The sequence below is a fragment of the Sphingomonas sp. BL-S-05 genome, from assembly GCF_055521695.1.
On the sequence record NZ_CM145499.1, the window covers coordinates 2,131,843 to 2,147,660 of the forward strand.

Annotated in this window: 15 protein-coding genes and 1 tRNA gene; 6 read left to right on the plus strand and 10 right to left on the minus strand. The window is 67.3% G+C overall.

The features are described 5' to 3' along the window. Positions 1–48 precede the first annotated feature (48 nt). Positions 49–1,314 (plus strand): dicarboxylate/amino acid:cation symporter, encoded by a 1,266-nt coding sequence (locus tag ACZ1JS_RS09965; protein ID WP_465165945.1) that lies wholly within the window; start codon positions 49–51, stop codon positions 1,312–1,314. A gap of 143 nt (positions 1,315–1,457) precedes the next feature. On the opposite strand, the gene gor is transcribed toward ACZ1JS_RS09965, so the two are convergent. Both gor and pgi read right to left on the minus strand, forming a co-directional pair. After that, positions 1,458–2,807 (minus strand): glutathione-disulfide reductase, encoded by a 1,350-nt coding sequence (gor, locus tag ACZ1JS_RS09970; protein ID WP_465165946.1) that lies wholly within the window; start codon positions 2,805–2,807, stop codon positions 1,458–1,460. Continuing rightward, positions 2,804–4,312 carry a glucose-6-phosphate isomerase gene (pgi, locus tag ACZ1JS_RS09975; protein ID WP_465165947.1) on the minus strand — a complete coding sequence of 503 codons (1,509 nt, stop codon included), beginning with the start codon at positions 4,310–4,312 and terminating at the stop codon, positions 2,804–2,806. The genes gor and pgi overlap by 4 nt, the downstream gene beginning before the upstream one ends. A 114-nt stretch (positions 4,313–4,426) precedes the next feature. On the opposite strand from pgi, the gene lepB reads away from it, so the two are divergent. Both lepB and rnc read left to right on the plus strand, forming a co-directional pair. Continuing rightward, the gene (gene lepB / locus ACZ1JS_RS09980; protein ID WP_465165948.1) at positions 4,427–5,248 is read left to right on the plus strand and encodes a signal peptidase I; all 822 of its coding nucleotides are present in this window, start codon (positions 4,427–4,429) and stop codon (positions 5,246–5,248) included. Then, positions 5,221–5,913, plus strand: coding sequence for a ribonuclease III (rnc, locus tag ACZ1JS_RS09985; RefSeq protein ID WP_465165949.1), 693 nt, complete (start codon positions 5,221–5,223; stop codon positions 5,911–5,913). The genes lepB and rnc overlap by 28 nt, the downstream gene beginning before the upstream one ends. Positions 5,914–5,953: 40 nt before the next feature. Here rnc and ACZ1JS_RS09990 read toward each other — a convergent pair whose 3' ends face one another. From ACZ1JS_RS09990 to ACZ1JS_RS10000, 3 genes are all read right to left on the minus strand, one after another. Beyond that, on the minus strand, positions 5,954–6,403 hold the full coding sequence (locus ACZ1JS_RS09990) for a hypothetical protein (RefSeq protein WP_465165950.1): 450 nt from the start codon (positions 6,401–6,403) through the stop codon (positions 5,954–5,956). An 86-nt stretch (positions 6,404–6,489) separates the two neighbouring features. Then, positions 6,490–7,173 (minus strand): phosphatase PAP2 family protein, encoded by a 684-nt coding sequence (locus ACZ1JS_RS09995; RefSeq protein ID WP_465165951.1) that lies wholly within the window; start codon positions 7,171–7,173, stop codon positions 6,490–6,492. Positions 7,174–7,447: 274 nt separating this feature from the next. After that, positions 7,448–9,208, minus strand: a complete 1,761-nt coding sequence (locus ACZ1JS_RS10000; protein ID WP_465168669.1) for a methyl-accepting chemotaxis protein — start codon at positions 9,206–9,208, stop codon at positions 7,448–7,450. Here ACZ1JS_RS10000 and ACZ1JS_RS10005 point away from each other — a divergent pair. Then, positions 9,186–9,485 (plus strand): hypothetical protein, encoded by a 300-nt coding sequence (locus ACZ1JS_RS10005; protein ID WP_465165952.1) that lies wholly within the window; start codon positions 9,186–9,188, stop codon positions 9,483–9,485. The genes ACZ1JS_RS10000 and ACZ1JS_RS10005 overlap by 23 nt on opposite strands. Here the strand turns inward: ACZ1JS_RS10005 and ACZ1JS_RS10010 are convergent. Both ACZ1JS_RS10010 and folK read right to left on the minus strand, forming a co-directional pair. Further along, a tRNA-Lys gene (locus ACZ1JS_RS10010) sits at positions 9,480–9,555 on the minus strand. The genes ACZ1JS_RS10005 and ACZ1JS_RS10010 overlap by 6 nt on opposite strands. A 15-nt stretch (positions 9,556–9,570) precedes the next feature. Beyond that, entirely contained in the window at positions 9,571–10,047 is a 477-nt protein-coding gene (gene folK / locus ACZ1JS_RS10015; RefSeq protein ID WP_465165953.1) for a 2-amino-4-hydroxy-6-hydroxymethyldihydropteridine diphosphokinase, read from the minus strand. 22 nt (positions 10,048–10,069) lie between these two features. On the opposite strand from folK, the gene ACZ1JS_RS10020 reads away from it, so the two are divergent. Both ACZ1JS_RS10020 and ACZ1JS_RS10025 read left to right on the plus strand, forming a co-directional pair. Then, positions 10,070–10,720: a uracil-DNA glycosylase gene (locus ACZ1JS_RS10020; protein WP_465165954.1), complete on the plus strand. Its 651-nt coding sequence runs from the start codon at positions 10,070–10,072 to the stop codon at positions 10,718–10,720. A gap of 64 nt (positions 10,721–10,784) precedes the next feature. Beyond that, positions 10,785–12,554, plus strand: a complete 1,770-nt coding sequence (locus ACZ1JS_RS10025) for a DUF885 domain-containing protein (RefSeq protein ID WP_465165955.1) — start codon at positions 10,785–10,787, stop codon at positions 12,552–12,554. A 134-nt stretch (positions 12,555–12,688) separates the two neighbouring features. Here the strand turns inward: ACZ1JS_RS10025 and ACZ1JS_RS10030 are convergent, their stop codons facing one another. From ACZ1JS_RS10030 to ACZ1JS_RS10040, 3 genes are read right to left on the minus strand one after another with little or no spacing between them, the layout of a single operon-like run. Further along, positions 12,689–13,390, minus strand: a complete 702-nt coding sequence (locus ACZ1JS_RS10030) for a DUF4163 domain-containing protein (protein WP_465165956.1) — start codon at positions 13,388–13,390, stop codon at positions 12,689–12,691. 59 nt (positions 13,391–13,449) lie between these two features. Continuing rightward, positions 13,450–14,802, minus strand: a complete 1,353-nt coding sequence (locus ACZ1JS_RS10035; protein ID WP_465165957.1) for a dihydrolipoamide acetyltransferase family protein — start codon at positions 14,800–14,802, stop codon at positions 13,450–13,452. A 5-nt stretch (positions 14,803–14,807) separates the two neighbouring features. Beyond that, on the minus strand, positions 14,808–15,812 hold the full coding sequence (locus ACZ1JS_RS10040; RefSeq protein WP_465168670.1) for an alpha-ketoacid dehydrogenase subunit beta: 1,005 nt from the start codon (positions 15,810–15,812) through the stop codon (positions 14,808–14,810). Between the last annotated feature and the right edge of the window lie 6 nt (positions 15,813–15,818).

Consider the following 15,818-nt stretch of genomic DNA (forward strand, 5'->3'; position numbering starts at 1 on the left):
GCCTTTGCGTGGCGCGGCTATTACCGCCACTTTGTTAAAAGGGCGAGCATGTCGCAAGCGACACGAATATTGACGGGATTGGGTGCGGGGCTGGCGCTGGGCATCGTGCTGGCGGCTCAATCGCCCGACACCGCGCTGTCGGGCATCGCCATCGCCGAACCGATCGGGACCGCATGGCTGAACGCGCTGCGCATGACGATCGTACCGCTGGTGGTGGCGCTGCTCATCACCGGCATCGCCCAGACGGCGGAGGCAGCGCGCGCCGGGCGGATCGCGACCCGGTCGCTATTGCTGTTCATCGTCATCCTGTGGACGTCGTCGGCGCTCGGCGCGCTGGTCACGCTGACGCTGCTCGACCTGTTTCCGCTGGGCGACACTGCAGCGCAGGCGCTGCGGGAGACCTTCGGCACCGCAGCGCCTGCGGCGAAGGTTCCGCCCTTTACCGATTTCCTCGTCGCGATCGTGCCGACCAATCCGGTATCGGCGGCGGCGAACGACCAGTTCCTGCCGCTGATCCTGTTCACGCTCGTCTTCGGCTTCGCGATGACCCGGCTGCCGCAGGACAATCGCCATGTGCTGGTGCGGCTGTTTCAGGCGATTGCCGACACGATGCTGATCGTCATCAACTGGGTGTTGTGGCTGGGGCCGATCGGCGTGTTCGCGCTGGGCTATGTCGTCGGCGCGCGGGCCGGCACCGCCGCCTTCGGGGCGCTGGTCCATTATGTCCTGGTGCTGATGTCGGTCGGCCTGACCATCTGGCTGCTCGCCTATCCGCTCGCGCGGTTCGGGGGGCGGGTGTCGATCGCGCGCTTCCTGAAAGGAACCGCGCCGGCACAGGCGGTTGCGATCTCGACGCAAAGCTCGCTCGCCTCGCTGCCGGCGATGCTGAAGGGTTCGGGCGACCTCGGCGTGCCGGTCGCGACGTCGGGCGTGGTGCTGCCGATGGCGGTGGCATTGTTCCGGGCGACCGGGCCGGCCATGAACCTCGGCGTCGCGCTCTACGTCGCGCATGTGTTCGGCGTGCCGCTGGGCGCCGGACAGATCGCGGCGGGGATTGCGGCAGGGGCGATCACGACGATGGGCGCGGCAAGTTTGCCGGGCCAGATCAGCTTCGTATCGTCGATCGCGCCGATCGCGGTCGCGATGGGCGTGCCGGTCGAGCCGCTCGCCCTGCTGGTTGCGGTCGAGACGCTACCCGATATCGTGCGGACGCTCGGCAATGTGACGATGAACGTCGCCGTCACGACGGTGATCGGCGAGCGGGTCGGCGGGGAACGGGCGACCGAAGCGGACGCGGTTCTAGCGGAGGGCTGAAAATCCTCCTCGGCACGGGGAGGGGGACCGCCGCGAAGCGGTGGTGGAGGGGGATCGCGGCGCAACGCAACGCTTCCGTATGCGGCCACCCCCCTCCACCATGCGGCGCATGGTCCCCCTCCCCGTGCCGGGGAGGATTTTCCCTACTTCATCAGCACCAGTTCTTCGGCCATGGTCGGGTGCAGCGCCACCGTCTGGTCGAACTGCTCCTTGGTCAGCCCGGCCTTCACCGCGATCGCTGCTGCCTGCAGGATTTCCGGCGCATCCGGCCCGATCATGTGCAGCCCGACGATCCGCCCGGTCACGTCGTCGCAGATCATCTTGTACAGCGCGCGTTCGTTGCGCCCGGCCAGCACGTTCTTCATCGGGCGGAAATCGGACAGATAGACCTTCACCGATCCCAGCTTCGACTTGGCCTCGCCCTCGGTCATGCCGACGCCGGCCATCGGCGGATGGCTGAACACCGCGCTCGGGATGCAGTCGTAATCGACGCTCACGTCCTTGCCGCCATAGGTCCGGTCGGCGAACGCCTGCCCCTCGCGGATCGCGACCGGGGTCAGCTGCACGCGGTTGGTGACGTCGCCGACCGCATAGATGGACGGGCAGGTCGATTGCGCCTGATCGTTGACCTTCACTGCGCCCTTGTCGTCCAGCTCGACGCCCGCCGACTCCAGCCCCAACCCTTCGGTATTGGGGACGCGGCCGGTCGCGAACATCACCATGTCGACCGTCACCGGCTCATGGTTCGACATCTTGACCGTCAGGCAGCCATCGGCGTCCTTCTCGATCCCCTCGAACTCGGCATGGAAGCGGAATTCGATGCCCTTGGTCATCGAAATCTGCAGCAACCGGTCGCGGATCGATTCGTCATAGCCGCGCAGGATGACGTCGGTGCGGTTGATGAGGATGACGTGCGCGCCGAGCTGGTGGAACACGCCGGCGAACTCGTTGGCGATATAGCCCGCACCGGCGATCAGGATGCGCTTAGGGATCGCCTCCAGATGAAATGCCTCGTTCGAGGTGATGCCATGTTCGTGCCCCGGACAGGTCGGCACCGCCGGCTTGGCGCCGACCGCGATCAGGATGCGCTCGGCGGTCACCTCGCGTCCGCTCGCCAGCTTCACCGAATGCGGGCCGGTCACCGTCGCGCGTTCGTGAAGGATCTCGACGCCATGGTTCTCCAGCGTGCTGGTATAGGCGCCGTTGATCCGGTCGACCTCGCTCAGCACATTGTCGCGCAGCCGCGGCCAGGAGAAGTCGCATTGCGGCGGGACGTCCCATCCGAACGCCTTCGCATCGCGCAGATCCTCGGCGAAATGCGCGCCATAGACCAGCAGCTTCTTCGGCACGCAGCCGCGGATGACGCAGGTACCGCCGACGCGATACTCCTCCGCCACCGCGACTTTCGCGCCATGCGCCGCCGACACGCGGGCGGCGCGGGTGCCGCCCGATCCCGCGCCGATGACGAAAAGGTCGTAGTCGTATTCGCTCATGCAAGTCCTGCCCGTGCCAGAAGGTCGTTGGTCGACGCATCGAACGTCTGACCACCGCGATCGGCTGCCTTCGCCATTTCCTTGCCCAGCTCGACCCCGAACTGGTCGAACGGATTGATGCCGAGCAGCGCCGCGTTCACGAACGTCCGCGCCTCGTAGAAGGCGATCAGCGCGCCGAGGCTGCGGGCGTCGAGGTCCTTCAGCAGGATCGTCGACGAGGGCCGGTCGCCGGCATAGGCGCGCGCCGGATCGTCATTCTGCTTACCCGCCATCAGCGCCGCGCCCTGTGCGAAGGCGTTGAGCAATAGCTGCCGGTGATGACCGGGGTCGAGCGTATCGCCCGCCTCGATCACCGCGACGAACTCGAGCGGCACGATCCGCGTCCCCTGATGCAGCAGCTGGAACACCGCATGCTGCGCGTCGGTACCGACCCCGCCCCAGGTGATCGCCGCCGAATTGCGACCCAGCGGTTCGCCCGCCGCCGTCACCGACTTGCCGTTCGATTCCATTTCGAGCTGTTGCAGATAGGAGGGCAGCAACCGCAGCCGCTCGTCATAGGCAAAGGTCGCCCGCGTCTCGAGGCCCATGACCTGCGAATAATAGAGGTCGGCAAAGGCGGCGAGCACCGGCGCGTTCTTCGTCAGGTCGGCGAGGCGGAAATGGCGGTCCATCTCGGCCGCGCCCTCCAGCAATTCCTCATAGGCCTGGAACCCCAGTGCCAGCGCGAACGGGAACCCCAGCGTCGACCATAGCGAATAGCGCCCGCCGACACTCTCGGCAAAGGGCAGCACGCGGGTTTCGTCGACGCCCCATTCGACCGCCCTGTCGGGCGCGGCGGTCAGCGCGATGACGCGGCCATAGGGGTCCTCGACCCCGCCCTCGCTCATCCACGCCAGCGCCGATGCGGCGTTCAGCATCGTTTCGGTGGTGGTGAAGGTCTTGGACGCGACGACCAGCAGCGTGGCGGCGGGGTCGAAGCCCTTGAGCGCTTCCTCCATCGCCACGCCGTCGACGTTGGACACGATCGCGACGTCGTACTTGTCCTCGTCGCGGCCCAGCGCGTCGAAGATCAGGTCGGGGCCGAGCGCCGACCCGCCGATGCCGACATGCAGGATGTGGCGGACCGGCCCGAACGCATCGGCCTCGATCGCGTCGATCAGCTGCCGCATCCGCGCCTGAAAGCCCCGCGCCCGCGCGACGTCGTCGGGACTACCCTCGCCGCGCTCGGCGGTATGCGTCGCGGCCCGGCCTTCGGTGACGTTGACGACCTGCCCGCTGAACAGCGCGTCGCGCTTGGCGGCCAGCTCCATCGTCGCGGCGAGGCCGGTGAACGCCTGCAGCGCGGCATCGTCGAGATGCGTCTTGGCAAAGTCGAAATGGATGCCGCCGACGTCGAGGGTCAGCTTGCCCAGCCGGTCGGGGTCCTGCCCGAACAGGTCGGTCAGTCCGGTTTGCTTCAGCCCTTCGATCGCGGACCAGTCCTGCATCGCCATATCGTCCCTCATCTGCCGTCGGTTGCCTTGCCCGATGCCCTAGGGCGGATGACGGGGGGAGGTCCACTCCCTTCTAACGTCCCCAAGCCGCTTGACGCCCCGCCCCGCCCCACGCATGGCGGAACCATGGCTCTCGACCCGACCCCCACGACTCCCGCCAACCCCAAGCCGAAGCGTTCGGAGGGGGCGGACCTGATGGTCTTCCTGCTGAAGCTGGCGATCGTGGTGTTCATCATCCGCTCGTTCCTGTTCTCGCCCTTCTCCATCCCGTCGGGATCGATGCAGCCGCGGCTGCTGATCGGCGACTATCTGTTCATCACCAAATGGAACTATGGCTATTCGCGCTACTCGCTGCCGTGGAACCTGCCGCTGATCCCCGGCCGCATCCTGCCGCGCACCCCGGCACGCGGCGACGTGGTGGTGTTCAAGGCGCCGCCGACCGCGAAACAGGACTATATCAAGCGCGTGATCGGCATTCCGGGCGACACGGTGCAGATGCGCGGCGGGCAGCTGTTCCTGAACGGCAAGGCGATCCCGAAGCAGCGCATGCCCGATTTCGTGGTGCCGGTCTCGCCCAACACCGACTGCGCCTATGAATTCCAACGGGTCGTCGCCGAGAAGCCGGTCTGCGCCTATCCGCAGTATCGCGAGACGCTGCCGGGCGGAAAGAGCTACAACGTCCTCGACCTCGGCACGACCGAGGCCGACGATACCGGGGTGTTCACCGTGCCCACCGGCCACGCGTTCCTGATGGGCGACAATCGCGACGACAGCGCCGACAGCCGCTTCCCCGCGCGCGAAGGCGGCGGCATCGGCATCGTCCCGCTCCAGAATATCGAGGGCAAGGCGGTCGTGAACTTCTTCTCGACCGACGGATCGGCACAATGGCTGCTGCCCTGGACCTGGGTATCGGCGGCGCGATGGAACCGCATCGGGGAAGGCTTCTGAGCGACGCGCTGCCCGGCTGGGTCGAACAGGCGCTGGGCCGCGCCCCGACCCGCATCGACGATTACGCACGCGCGCTGACCCATGGCAGCACCGCGAAGGCGACCTATGAACGGCTCGAGTTTCTCGGCGACCGGGTGCTCGGCCTCGCGGTGGCCGAATGGCTCTACGAACGCTTTCCGGCCGAGAGCGAAGGCGCGCTGTCGAAACGGTTCAACGCACTGGTCACCGGGGCGGTCTGTGCCGAGATCGCGCGGTCGATCGGCGTCGTCCCGCATCTGAGGCTGGGCAAGCAGGCGCGCGACGATGGTGCCGGCGACAGCGACAATGTGCTGGGCGATGTGATGGAAGCGCTGATCGGCGCCTTCTATCTCGACCATGGCCATGAGCCTGCCCGCGCGCTGGTCCGCCGCCTCTGGGCTTCCCGGATCGACGCGCAGCTGCGGGTCCCCCGCCACCCCAAATCGGCGCTGCAGGAATGGGCCGCCGCGCATAACCGCCGCCCGCCCGAATATGCGATCGTCGACAAGAGCGGCCCCGGCCACGCACCGCGCTTCACCGTCCGCGTGACCATCGGCAAACTCGCCGCGATCGAGGCGACCGGCACGTCGAAGCAGGAGGCCGAGACGGCCGCCGCCAAGGCGATGCTGGCGCAGCTGGGCGGCTAAGGCCGGCGCTGCCGGTGACAGGCAGCGACCGGCTGCGAACCTATTTCGTCGCGCCGGTCTGCTTGTCGAAATCGGCCTTGGTCACGTTCAGCATCAGCTTGTTGCCCTTGACCGCGAACACCTCCGCCGGGATCATCGCCCGCGAACTGCCCGACAGCAGTTGTACGCCATCGGGCTTGACCGCTTCGATCGTACCGAGTGCCGCGCCGGTCGAATCGTAGACATTCGCCCCGACCAGCAGGTCGGCGGCCACCGCCGGCACGATGCGGTTGGTGTTGCGCCGCGTCGGTCGGGCGTTGGTCGTCGTCCCCGCCTCGTCGCGCAGATTGTCGAGCGCGAATTGCTGGTCGCGCTCGCTGGTGGCAGTGCGCGACGTGTCGTTGCCCAGCCGGCCGTCGGTCGACGGCGCGCCGCCGCTCGGCACCTGCGCCATTGCCGAACCGGCGGCGAACGCCATCATCGTGGCGACCAAAGCGAACTTCAGCTTCATCCCTACCTCCTGTAACATCCGCATTCTGCGGTATTGTTTGCGCTAACGCTACGCCTGCGCGGACCGGCTGGCAAAGGTTTCCGTCGTTACCGGCCGCCGAGCATCCGCAATTCGATCCGCCACCACCCGATCGCCCACAGCGCGCCGAACAGCCACCCCGCCAGCACGTCGCTCGGCCAATGCACGCCCAGATAGACCCGACTCGCCCCGATCGCGATCACCAGCAGCACTGCCGCCGTCATCGCACAGACCCGTGCCGCCGGACGCCGCAGCAGCGGCCATGCCAGCGTTGCCAGCGTCAGATACACGATCGCCGAATTGGCGGCATGGCCGCTCGGAAAGCTGTTCGACGTCTCCGCCATCAGATGCGGGACCAGATCGGGTCGCGCCCGCGCTACCGCATGCTTGACGAGCACATTCGCCCAACTCCCGCTCGCACAGGCGACCGCGACCAGCGCGCCGGTCCGCCATCGCCCCATGCTGCCGAGCAACAGCGCGACGAACGTTACGACGATCGTCAGCACCGTCGTACTGCCGAGCGCGGTCACATCGCGCACCATCGACGCGAAGCGCACCGAACCGATCGGCACCCCGTCGCTGCCGCGCAACGCCAGCAACAGCCGCCGGTCGAGCGCAAAGACGTCGCCCTGCATCACGCGCGTGCCAAGGAAGAACAGCAGCAACAGCACGCCCCCGGCCGTCGCGATGCCGATGATGCTCCATGGCATGCGACGCGACGGGCGGGGTTCGGGACGCAACGGATCGACCATGGCCGACCGAACGCGGCAGGCCGCGAAACGGATGCCGGTGATCCGTCGGATTATTCGCGGTCGATATCGAGCCGGTCGGTCGGCGAACCGTTGCTTTCCCGGAGCGGATGGCTGCACGAAACTGCGCTTCTGCCGCACCCGCAAACCGTTCATTTGTCTGGCTCTGGACCGCGCCTGCGCGACAGTCCGAGCATGGGGCGGAGTGCGCGAGACTTTCGTCGTTCCACGCCTTCAGCAAGTGGAGGAACTGATCCCTGCAGAACACCTCCTCAATTCAGGCCGCAGCCGGCAAGGCCCCCGTATCGATCGCTGCAGGAATGCGGAACTGCGCCAGCGACCGCGCCAAGGCGTCCGCTCCGGTCAGCAACCGCGCCAGCGTCTCGCCCGCCTCGCCCGCTGCCACCGCGTTGCGTTCAGTGACCCGGGCGATGTCGCGCATCCGTGCATCGACATCCTGGACCTCGCCCGCCTGCCGCTCCGCCGCGCCGGCCAGATCGACGACCAGCGTCGACATCTCCTTCACATCGCGCAGGATCAGTCCCAGCTTGCCGCTGGCGGTTCCGACCAGGTCGACTCCCTCGATCGCGCATGCCCGCGCCGATGCCAGCGACTGGGCGATATCGTGGCTTGCCGCGCGCAGCCGGGTGGCAAGCTGGCTCACCTCCCTGGCGACGACCGCAAAGCCATTGCCCGCCGCCCCGGCGCGCGCCGCCTCCATCTGGGCGTTCAGCGCCAGCAGATGCGTCTGTTCGGCGATCGACCGGACCAGTCCGGCGATGGCACCGATCTGTTCCGAACTCTCGTCGATCCGCGCCATCGCCCGCACCGCCTCCGCCACGGTCCGACGCGACTGTTCGGCGGCCTCGCCGGTCGAATGCGCCACTTCGGCGACCCGCCGGACACCGATGGTGTTGCGGTCGATCAATGCCGTGACCTGCGTCAACCGGTCGCCGACGATGGCGATCGCCGCCGATTGCTCGACGGTCCGCTGGGTCAGTTGCTCGCCGGCGAAGACGATGCTGCGCGTGTCGCGATCGACCGCGCCGACCATCGTCTGCACCCGCCCCAGCAGCCCGCCCAGTTGCGCCAGCGCCGAATCATAATCCTGCTTCAACACCACGGCATCGCCCGATAGCCCGCCGGACAGGCGAAAGGTCAGGTCACCGCGCGCGATCGCCGCCAGCCCGGCGCCGATGATGCGGATCGTCGCGCGGTCGCGTTCGGCATCGATCCGCACCCGTCGCGCCGCGTCCTCCGCATCGCTGGCGCGGGCCTCGACCAGCCGCTGCGCCTCGGCTTCCAGCCGCTGGTTCTCGATTCCCGCTACCCGGAACACTTCGAGAGACCGGGCGATCCGGCCGATCTCGTCACGGCGGCGGCGCTGGTCGACCGGCACCGTCACGGCAAAGTCGTGTCCCGTCAGGCGATCGACGATCTCGCTCAGCGTGGCGAGCGGGATCGCGATCGATCGGGTCAGCAGCCACGCCATCGCAACCGCGATCGCCAAGAGGCAGACGCCGCCGGCCGCCAGCGCCAGAAAGGCATGCGCCATCGTTTCGTACAATTGGCCCTCGCGCTCGGCGATACGCCGTTCTTCAATCTCGCGCAGCGATGCGACCATGCGGTTGATATAGGTGACGCGGGCTTTCGGCCCGGCGGCGACCAATATGGCGGTCGCCTGCGCCCGCCCGCCCGGCCGCCGCGCCAGCGCGAGCAACGGGTCGCCAAACTGCCGGCTCCAGTCGGCTTGCGCGGCGACCGCCTGCTGCACCAGCGCACGCTGTTCGGGCAGGTCGACCAGCGTCGCGAGGCTCGCCATCGACCGGGCGAATTGCGCGCGCCCTTCGTAATAGGTGTCGAGATAGTCGAAATTGCCGGTCAGCAGCACGCCGCGCATCTGCGAATTCACGCGGATCACGCCCTTTTCGGCGACGTGCGACAGGCGGATGATCCGCGCGCTTTGCTGGTTCAGTTCGACTGCGTGGCGGATCGAGCCGATCTGACCGACGACCATGCCGATCAACAGGATCGCCATCGCCACCAGGATTCCGAACGCGATCGTCAGTTTCGCGCGCGTGGAGCCGTCCCGGAACCGGATGAGCGCTCTTCGTACCCGCATCGACCGACCTGTCCCCTTCGCCGGCAATGGTGCCGTCGACGCCTACCGGGCTGGTTCGGACGTCGATCTTGCGATGCCGCTACGGGCGACAGGATATGCGGCCATGGCTAAGAAGCGCTTAACGGATCAATGGTTTGGCGACCGAAGTCGATATCGGCCGACGTCGCGCGGTGATGGAACGGTACGGTGGTGAGCCCGTCGGGATTCGAACCCGAGACCTACAGATTAAAAGTCCGTTGCTCTACCAACTGAGCTACGGGCCCACGAAGCCCCGCCCCCTAGTCCCGCGGGCGAGCGCGGTCAACCAATTGGTGCAGTTGCCGGACCGTCCGCCCGCTCACCGGATCACGCCAGCCGGGAGCGATCCGGGTCAAGGGACGCAACACGAAGTCGCGCGCACGAAACGCGACGTGCGGCACGGTCAGCCCCGGTCCCGACCAGCAGCCACCCGACCACAGGACGATATCGAGGTCGAGGACCCGCGATCCCCAGCGGCGCCCGCGCCGCCGCCCGAACGCCCGCTCGATCGCCTTCAGCCGCGCGAGCATCGCTGGCGGGGACAGGTCGCTGTCGAGCAGCAGGACAGTGTTGGCATAGCGCCTGAGCGATGGTCCCAGCGGCGCGCTGCCGATGATCGGCGCGACCGCTCGCACGCCCTCCAGCGCTGCGATCGCGGCGCGCACTTCGCCGATCGGCGCGCCATGCCGTCCCCGCCGGTTCGATCCGATCGCAATCGCATAGGTTGAGGTCGCCATCGCTCGCGCCTATCGCCCGCAAATGGAAAGCACCACCCCGACCGAACCGTCCCGCGACTGTCCCCGCTGCCCCCGCCTCGTCGCTGTGCGCGAACAACTGCGTATCGACCATCCGACATGGTGGAACGCGCCGGTTCCGGTGTTGGCCGATGCCGATCCGTGGCTGGCGATCATCGGCCTCGCCCCGGGGTTGCAGGGGGCGAACCGCACCGCCCGTCCCTTCACCGGCGACCGATCGGGGCCGCTGTTCTGGGACACGCTGATCGCCGCCGGTCTGGCCGAGGGCAGCTATACCGGCCGGGTCGAGGATGCCCCGGTGCCCCGGGGCATCGCCATCATCAACGCCGTCCGCTGCCTGCCGCCCGAGAACAAGCCGAGTCCGGAGGAGATCCGCACCTGCCGCCCCTTCCTCGATGCCGATCTGGCGACGATGCCGTCGCTTCGCGTCGTCGTCGCACTGGGCGCGATCGCGCACCAGTCGGCGGTAAAGGTGCTCGGCGGCCGCCTGCCCAAGGCGCCGTTCGCGCATCTGGCCGAACATGCCATGCCGCGCGGGCGGACGCTGATCGATAGCTATCACTGTTCGCGCTACAACCAGAATACCGGTCGGTTGACGCCGGAGATGTTCGCGGCGGTGTTCGCCCGCGCGATCGAACTGCGGGACGCGCGCTGAATCCGCTTGTGCGGCGGCCCCGGCCCGGTAGCGTGGCGGATCAGGATTTGAGGGGGATTGCCGCATGTATCGCCGCCATTTCGTTGCGCTGATGGCGCTCGCGCCGTTGGCCGGCCGCTTTCCGGCGCTGGCGCAAAGCGGCGCGGCGGGCGATTTCGCGCGGTTGTCGAAACGCTATCTGGATGGCATGGCAAAGCTTCATCCGGGCTATGCCACCGCGCTCGGCAACCATGCGCATGACAGCGAGGTCGAAGACCTGTCCGCCGCCGGCCGCGCCCGCGATGCGGAGTTCCTCCGCTCGACGCTGCTCGAACTGAACGCGATTCCCCGCGACACGCTGTCGCGCGACGATCAGGTCGATGCCGCGCTGCTCGACAACGAGCTTCGCTATCAATTGTGGACGCTGGAGGTGCTGCAACCCTTTGCGTGGGACCCGCAGGGCGCGGCCGGCACGATCTCCGGCGGCCTGTATGCGCTCGCGGCCCGCGACTTCGCGCCATGGCCGCAGCGGCTGCGCGCGGCGACGCGGTGGATGGAACAGGTGCCGACGATGTATGCGCAAATGCGCGAGAGCATCGTCCCCGAACGCGTGCCCGCCATCTATGCCACCACCGTCGCCAAGCAGAATGACGGCATCCTCCAGATCGTCGAGACGATGCTGGCCCCGCATCGTGCGACGTTGAACCGCAGCGACCGGGCGAAGTTCGACCGTGCCGTCGCGACGCTGAAGACCGCGACTGCCCAACAGCAGCGCTGGCTCGACACGGTGCTGGTGCCCGCTGCCAAGGGCGATTTCCGTCTGTCGCCCGAACTGTACGATCAGAAGGTGAAATTCGCGCTCCTCTCGCCGCTGTCGCGGACCGAGATCAAGGCGCGCGCCGTCCGCGCCGCCGCCGATACCCGTGCCGAAATGTACGAACAGGCGCGTATCGTCCTGCGCGGCCGGCCCAAGGCCCCGCCCACGCCGGCCAAGCCCACAGCCGCGCAGCAGCAAAAGGCGATCGAGGCCGCGCTGGAGATGAGCTATGCCCGCCGGCCGAACCGTTCGGGCGTGATGGCAAAGGCGCGCGCGACACTGGAACAGGCGACCGCCTTCGTCCGCGAGAAGAAGCTGGTGCGGGTGCCGACCACCCCGGTCCAGATCATCGAGATGCCGAAGTTCCAGCAGGGTGTCGCCGTCGCCTATTGCGACAGCCCCGGCCCGCTCGAGAAAAATCTGGGTACCTTCTACGCGGTGTCGCCGATCCCGGCCGACTGGACCGAGGCGCAGACGACCTCGTTCCTGCGCGAATATAACGACTATATGCTGCACGACCTGTCGATCCATGAGGCGATGCCGGGCCATTATCTGCAGATCGCGCACAGCAACGAGAACAAGTCGGTGTTGCGCGCGGTGCTGTCGTCGGGGCCGTTCGTCGAGGGTTGGGCGGTCTATGCTGAGCGGGTGATGGCCGATGCCGACTATCTCGACGGTGATCCGCTGTTCAAGCTGACCGTGCTGAAGATGCGGATGCGCTCGATCACCAACACCCTGCTCGACATCGGCATCCATACGGAGGGGCTGACCGAGGCACAGGCGATGAAGCTGATGATGGAAGGTGCCTTCCAGCAGGAACGCGAAGCCGCCGGCAAATGGACCCGCGCCAGGCTGGGGTCGACCCAGTTGCTCAGCTACTTCGTCGGTTATAGCGAGCATATGGACATGCGCCGCGAAGCCGAGCGGCGCGCAGGGAGCAAGTTCGACCTGATGCGCTACAACAACGCCGCGATCTCGCACGGATCGCCGCCGGTCCGGTTCGTCCGTGCGCTCATGTTCGACGAACCGATCGCTTAAATCCGCCGCGCTCCGCGGGGAGGAGGACCAGCGAAGCTGGTGGAGGGGGTGCGCCGCATACGGAAGCGTCGCGCTGCGTGGCGAACCCCCGCCACCGCGTCGCGGCGGTCCCCCTACCCGTGCCGGGGAGGATCTTATCGGACCACAAACGCCCCGCGATATTCCGGCTTCACCGTCCGCAGCACCGCCGCCGTCACCGGCAGCGTATGTTCATACTGCCCCTCGGCATAGGATCCGACGACATATTGGTCGGCTATCGCCCCGATCCGGTCGAAGGCCCGGCCGTTCGACGAGCCGAGCAATATCGTCACGTCCTTGATCGGCGGACATTTGCCGAAGGTGGCGTCATTCCCCGCGACTGCCCCGACCCGCCGCGTTCGCTCGGCCGTCATCCAGCGGCACCAGCCGGGCATCACCGCCGCCTCCAATGCTGCAGGTGACACGAACACCGCCTTCGAGTCGACACGCCGCCCGGCACGCTTGTCCCATAGCAGACCGCCCGACGAGGTCCCGCCATGCGCGCCGCCGCTATAGCTATAGTCGCTGACCGACAGGCTGAGGAAGCGTGGCGTATCCGCCACGACCTTCCATTCCTTCTGCGCCTCATATTTGCGGAACGGGAAACCGTCGCGTTTCGCCTCGCGACGGAAGGTCGCGGCATCGCGCGCGATCGCCGCGCGCTGCTTCGCCTTGTCCGCTTCCAGCCAGGCCTTCAGCGGCGCGATCCGTGCGGCTTGCGGCGGATAGCGATAGGCGAAGTCGTAATCCGCCGATTGCCCCGATGCCGTCGGCCCCACCGCCAGCACCGCCGCCCCGATCAGCCACCCTGCCCGCATACCCTGCTCCCTTCGAACCGACGATCATGCCGCAGCAGAGATGACCACAGGCTGACCGATCAGTCCGCGAACAGCAGCACCGGCGTTTCGATCAGCCGCTTCAACGCCTGGACATAGCTGGCGGCGTCATGGCCATCGACGACCCGGTGATCGCAGCTGATCGACAGGTTCATCAGCTTGGCCTTCACGATCTCCTCGCCGCCGCCCGGGCGCGCACGGAATACCGGGCGCTCGACGATGCGGTTCGGGCCGATAATGGCAACTTCGGGCCGGTTGATGACCGGCGTGGTCGCGATCCCGCCAAGCGGCCCCAGCGAAGTGACCGTGATCGTGCCGCCCGACAATTCCTCCGACTTCGCCTTCCCGGTCCGCGCCGCATCGGCCAGCCGCACGATTTCGGTCGCAAGCTGCCATGGGTTCATGTCCTGCGCATCGCGGATCACCGGCACCATCAGCCCGGCATCGGTCTGCGCCGCCATGCCCAGATGCACCCGCCCGAACCGCGTGACCACACCGGCTTCGTCGTCGTAACGCGCGTTGAGCATCGGGAAGTCGGGTAGCGTCCGGCAGATCGCGACGATCAACAGCGGCAACATCGTCAACTTCGGCCGCTGGCCGCGGGCCGCGTTCAGGTCGGCCCGCATCGCCTCCAGCGCAGTGACGTCGATTTCCTCGACATAGGTGAAGTGGGGGATGTGGCGCTTGGCGGCGGCCATATTCTCGGCAATGCGGCGGCGCATGCCGATGACCTTGACGGTTTCGTCCGGACGGGCGCGGCTGGTGTTGGGCGCGCGATAGCCCTGCGCGCTGCCGTAGCGGAGGTACGCGTCGAGGTCCGCGTGGCGAATGTGCGGGCCGTCATGGTGGACGGCGGACAGATCGATGCCAAGGTCGGCGGCGCGAGCACGGACGGCTGGGGACGCCAATACTCCTCCCCGTTCACGGGGAGGGGGACCGTCCGGCGCAGCCGGATGGTGGAGGGGGGCGGCCTCCTGCGGAACATCGGATTGCGTAGCGTCCAGCGGCGCTCCCCCTCCACCATGCTGCGCATGGTCCCCCTCCCCGTCCCGGGGAGGATCTTGCCGTTCCGTTTGCGGTGAGGAAGCGACCTCCTCCACTCCGGGATTTTCCGCCTCGACCCGCTCGGGTTCGGCCGGTTGCACTACCTCGCCTTCGGTCTCGATCACCACCAGCGTCGCACCGATCGCGACCTGATCGCCCGGCTCGCCCGCCAGTTCGACGACCGTGCCCGCCACCGGGCTTTCCATTTCGACCGTCGCCTTGTCGGTCATCATATCGGCCAGCCGGCCGTCTTCCTCGACGCGGTCGCCGACCGCCACGTGCCACGCGACGATCTCGGCCTCGGAAATGCCTTCGCCGATATCGGGCAGGCGGAAAGAGAAACGTGCCATGGCGGTCAGTCCTGCATGATTTTCTTGAGCGCCTGTCCGATGCGGACCGGCCCCGGGAAATACGCCCATTCGAGGCTGTGCGGATACGGCGTGTCGAAGCCGGTCACGCGCTCGATCGGCGCTTCGAGATGATGGAAGCACCGTTCCTGCACCAACGCCGACAGCTCGGCGCCAAAGCCGCCGGTGCGCGTCGCTTCGTGGACGATCATGCAGCGCCCGGTCTTCTTCACCGATGCTTCGATCGCCTCGATATCGAGCGGGACCAAGGTGCGCAGGTCGAGGATCTCGGCATCGACCCCTGCCGCTTCGACGGTCGCCTGCGCGACATGGACCATCGTGCCATAAGCGAGGATCGTCAGGTCGCCGCCTTCGCGCACCACCTTCGCCTTGCCAAGCTCGATGCGGTAATATTCCTCCGGCACCTCGCCGCCAGCGTGTTTCGACCAGTTCTGCGCGGGCTTGTCCCAATGGCCATCGAACGGGCCGTTATAGATGCGCTTGGGTTCGAAGAAGAGGACCGGGTCATTGTCCTCGATCGCGGCGATCAGCAGCCCCTTGGCATCATAGGGCGTCGAGGGGATCACCGTCTTGATGCCACTGACATGGGTGAAAATGCCTTCGGGCGACTGGCTGTGCGTCTGGCCGCCGAAAATGCCGCCGCCGAACGGCGAACGCACCGTGATCGGCGCGGTGAAGTCACCCGCCGAGCGATAGCGCAGCCGTGCCGCCTCACTGACCAACTGGTCGAGCGCGGGGTAAATGTAATCGGCGAACTGGATTTCGGGCACCGGCCGCAGGCCATAGGCGCCCATGCCGACCGCTACGCCGATGATGCCGCATTCCGTGATCGGCGTGTCGAACACGCGGGTCTTGCCGTATTTGGTCTGCAGCCCGGCGGTCGCGCGGAACACACCACCGAAATAGCCGACATCCTCGCCCATCACGATCACGTTCGGATCGCGGTCCATCATGACATCCATGGCGGAATTGATCGCCTGGATCATGTTCATCCGCGC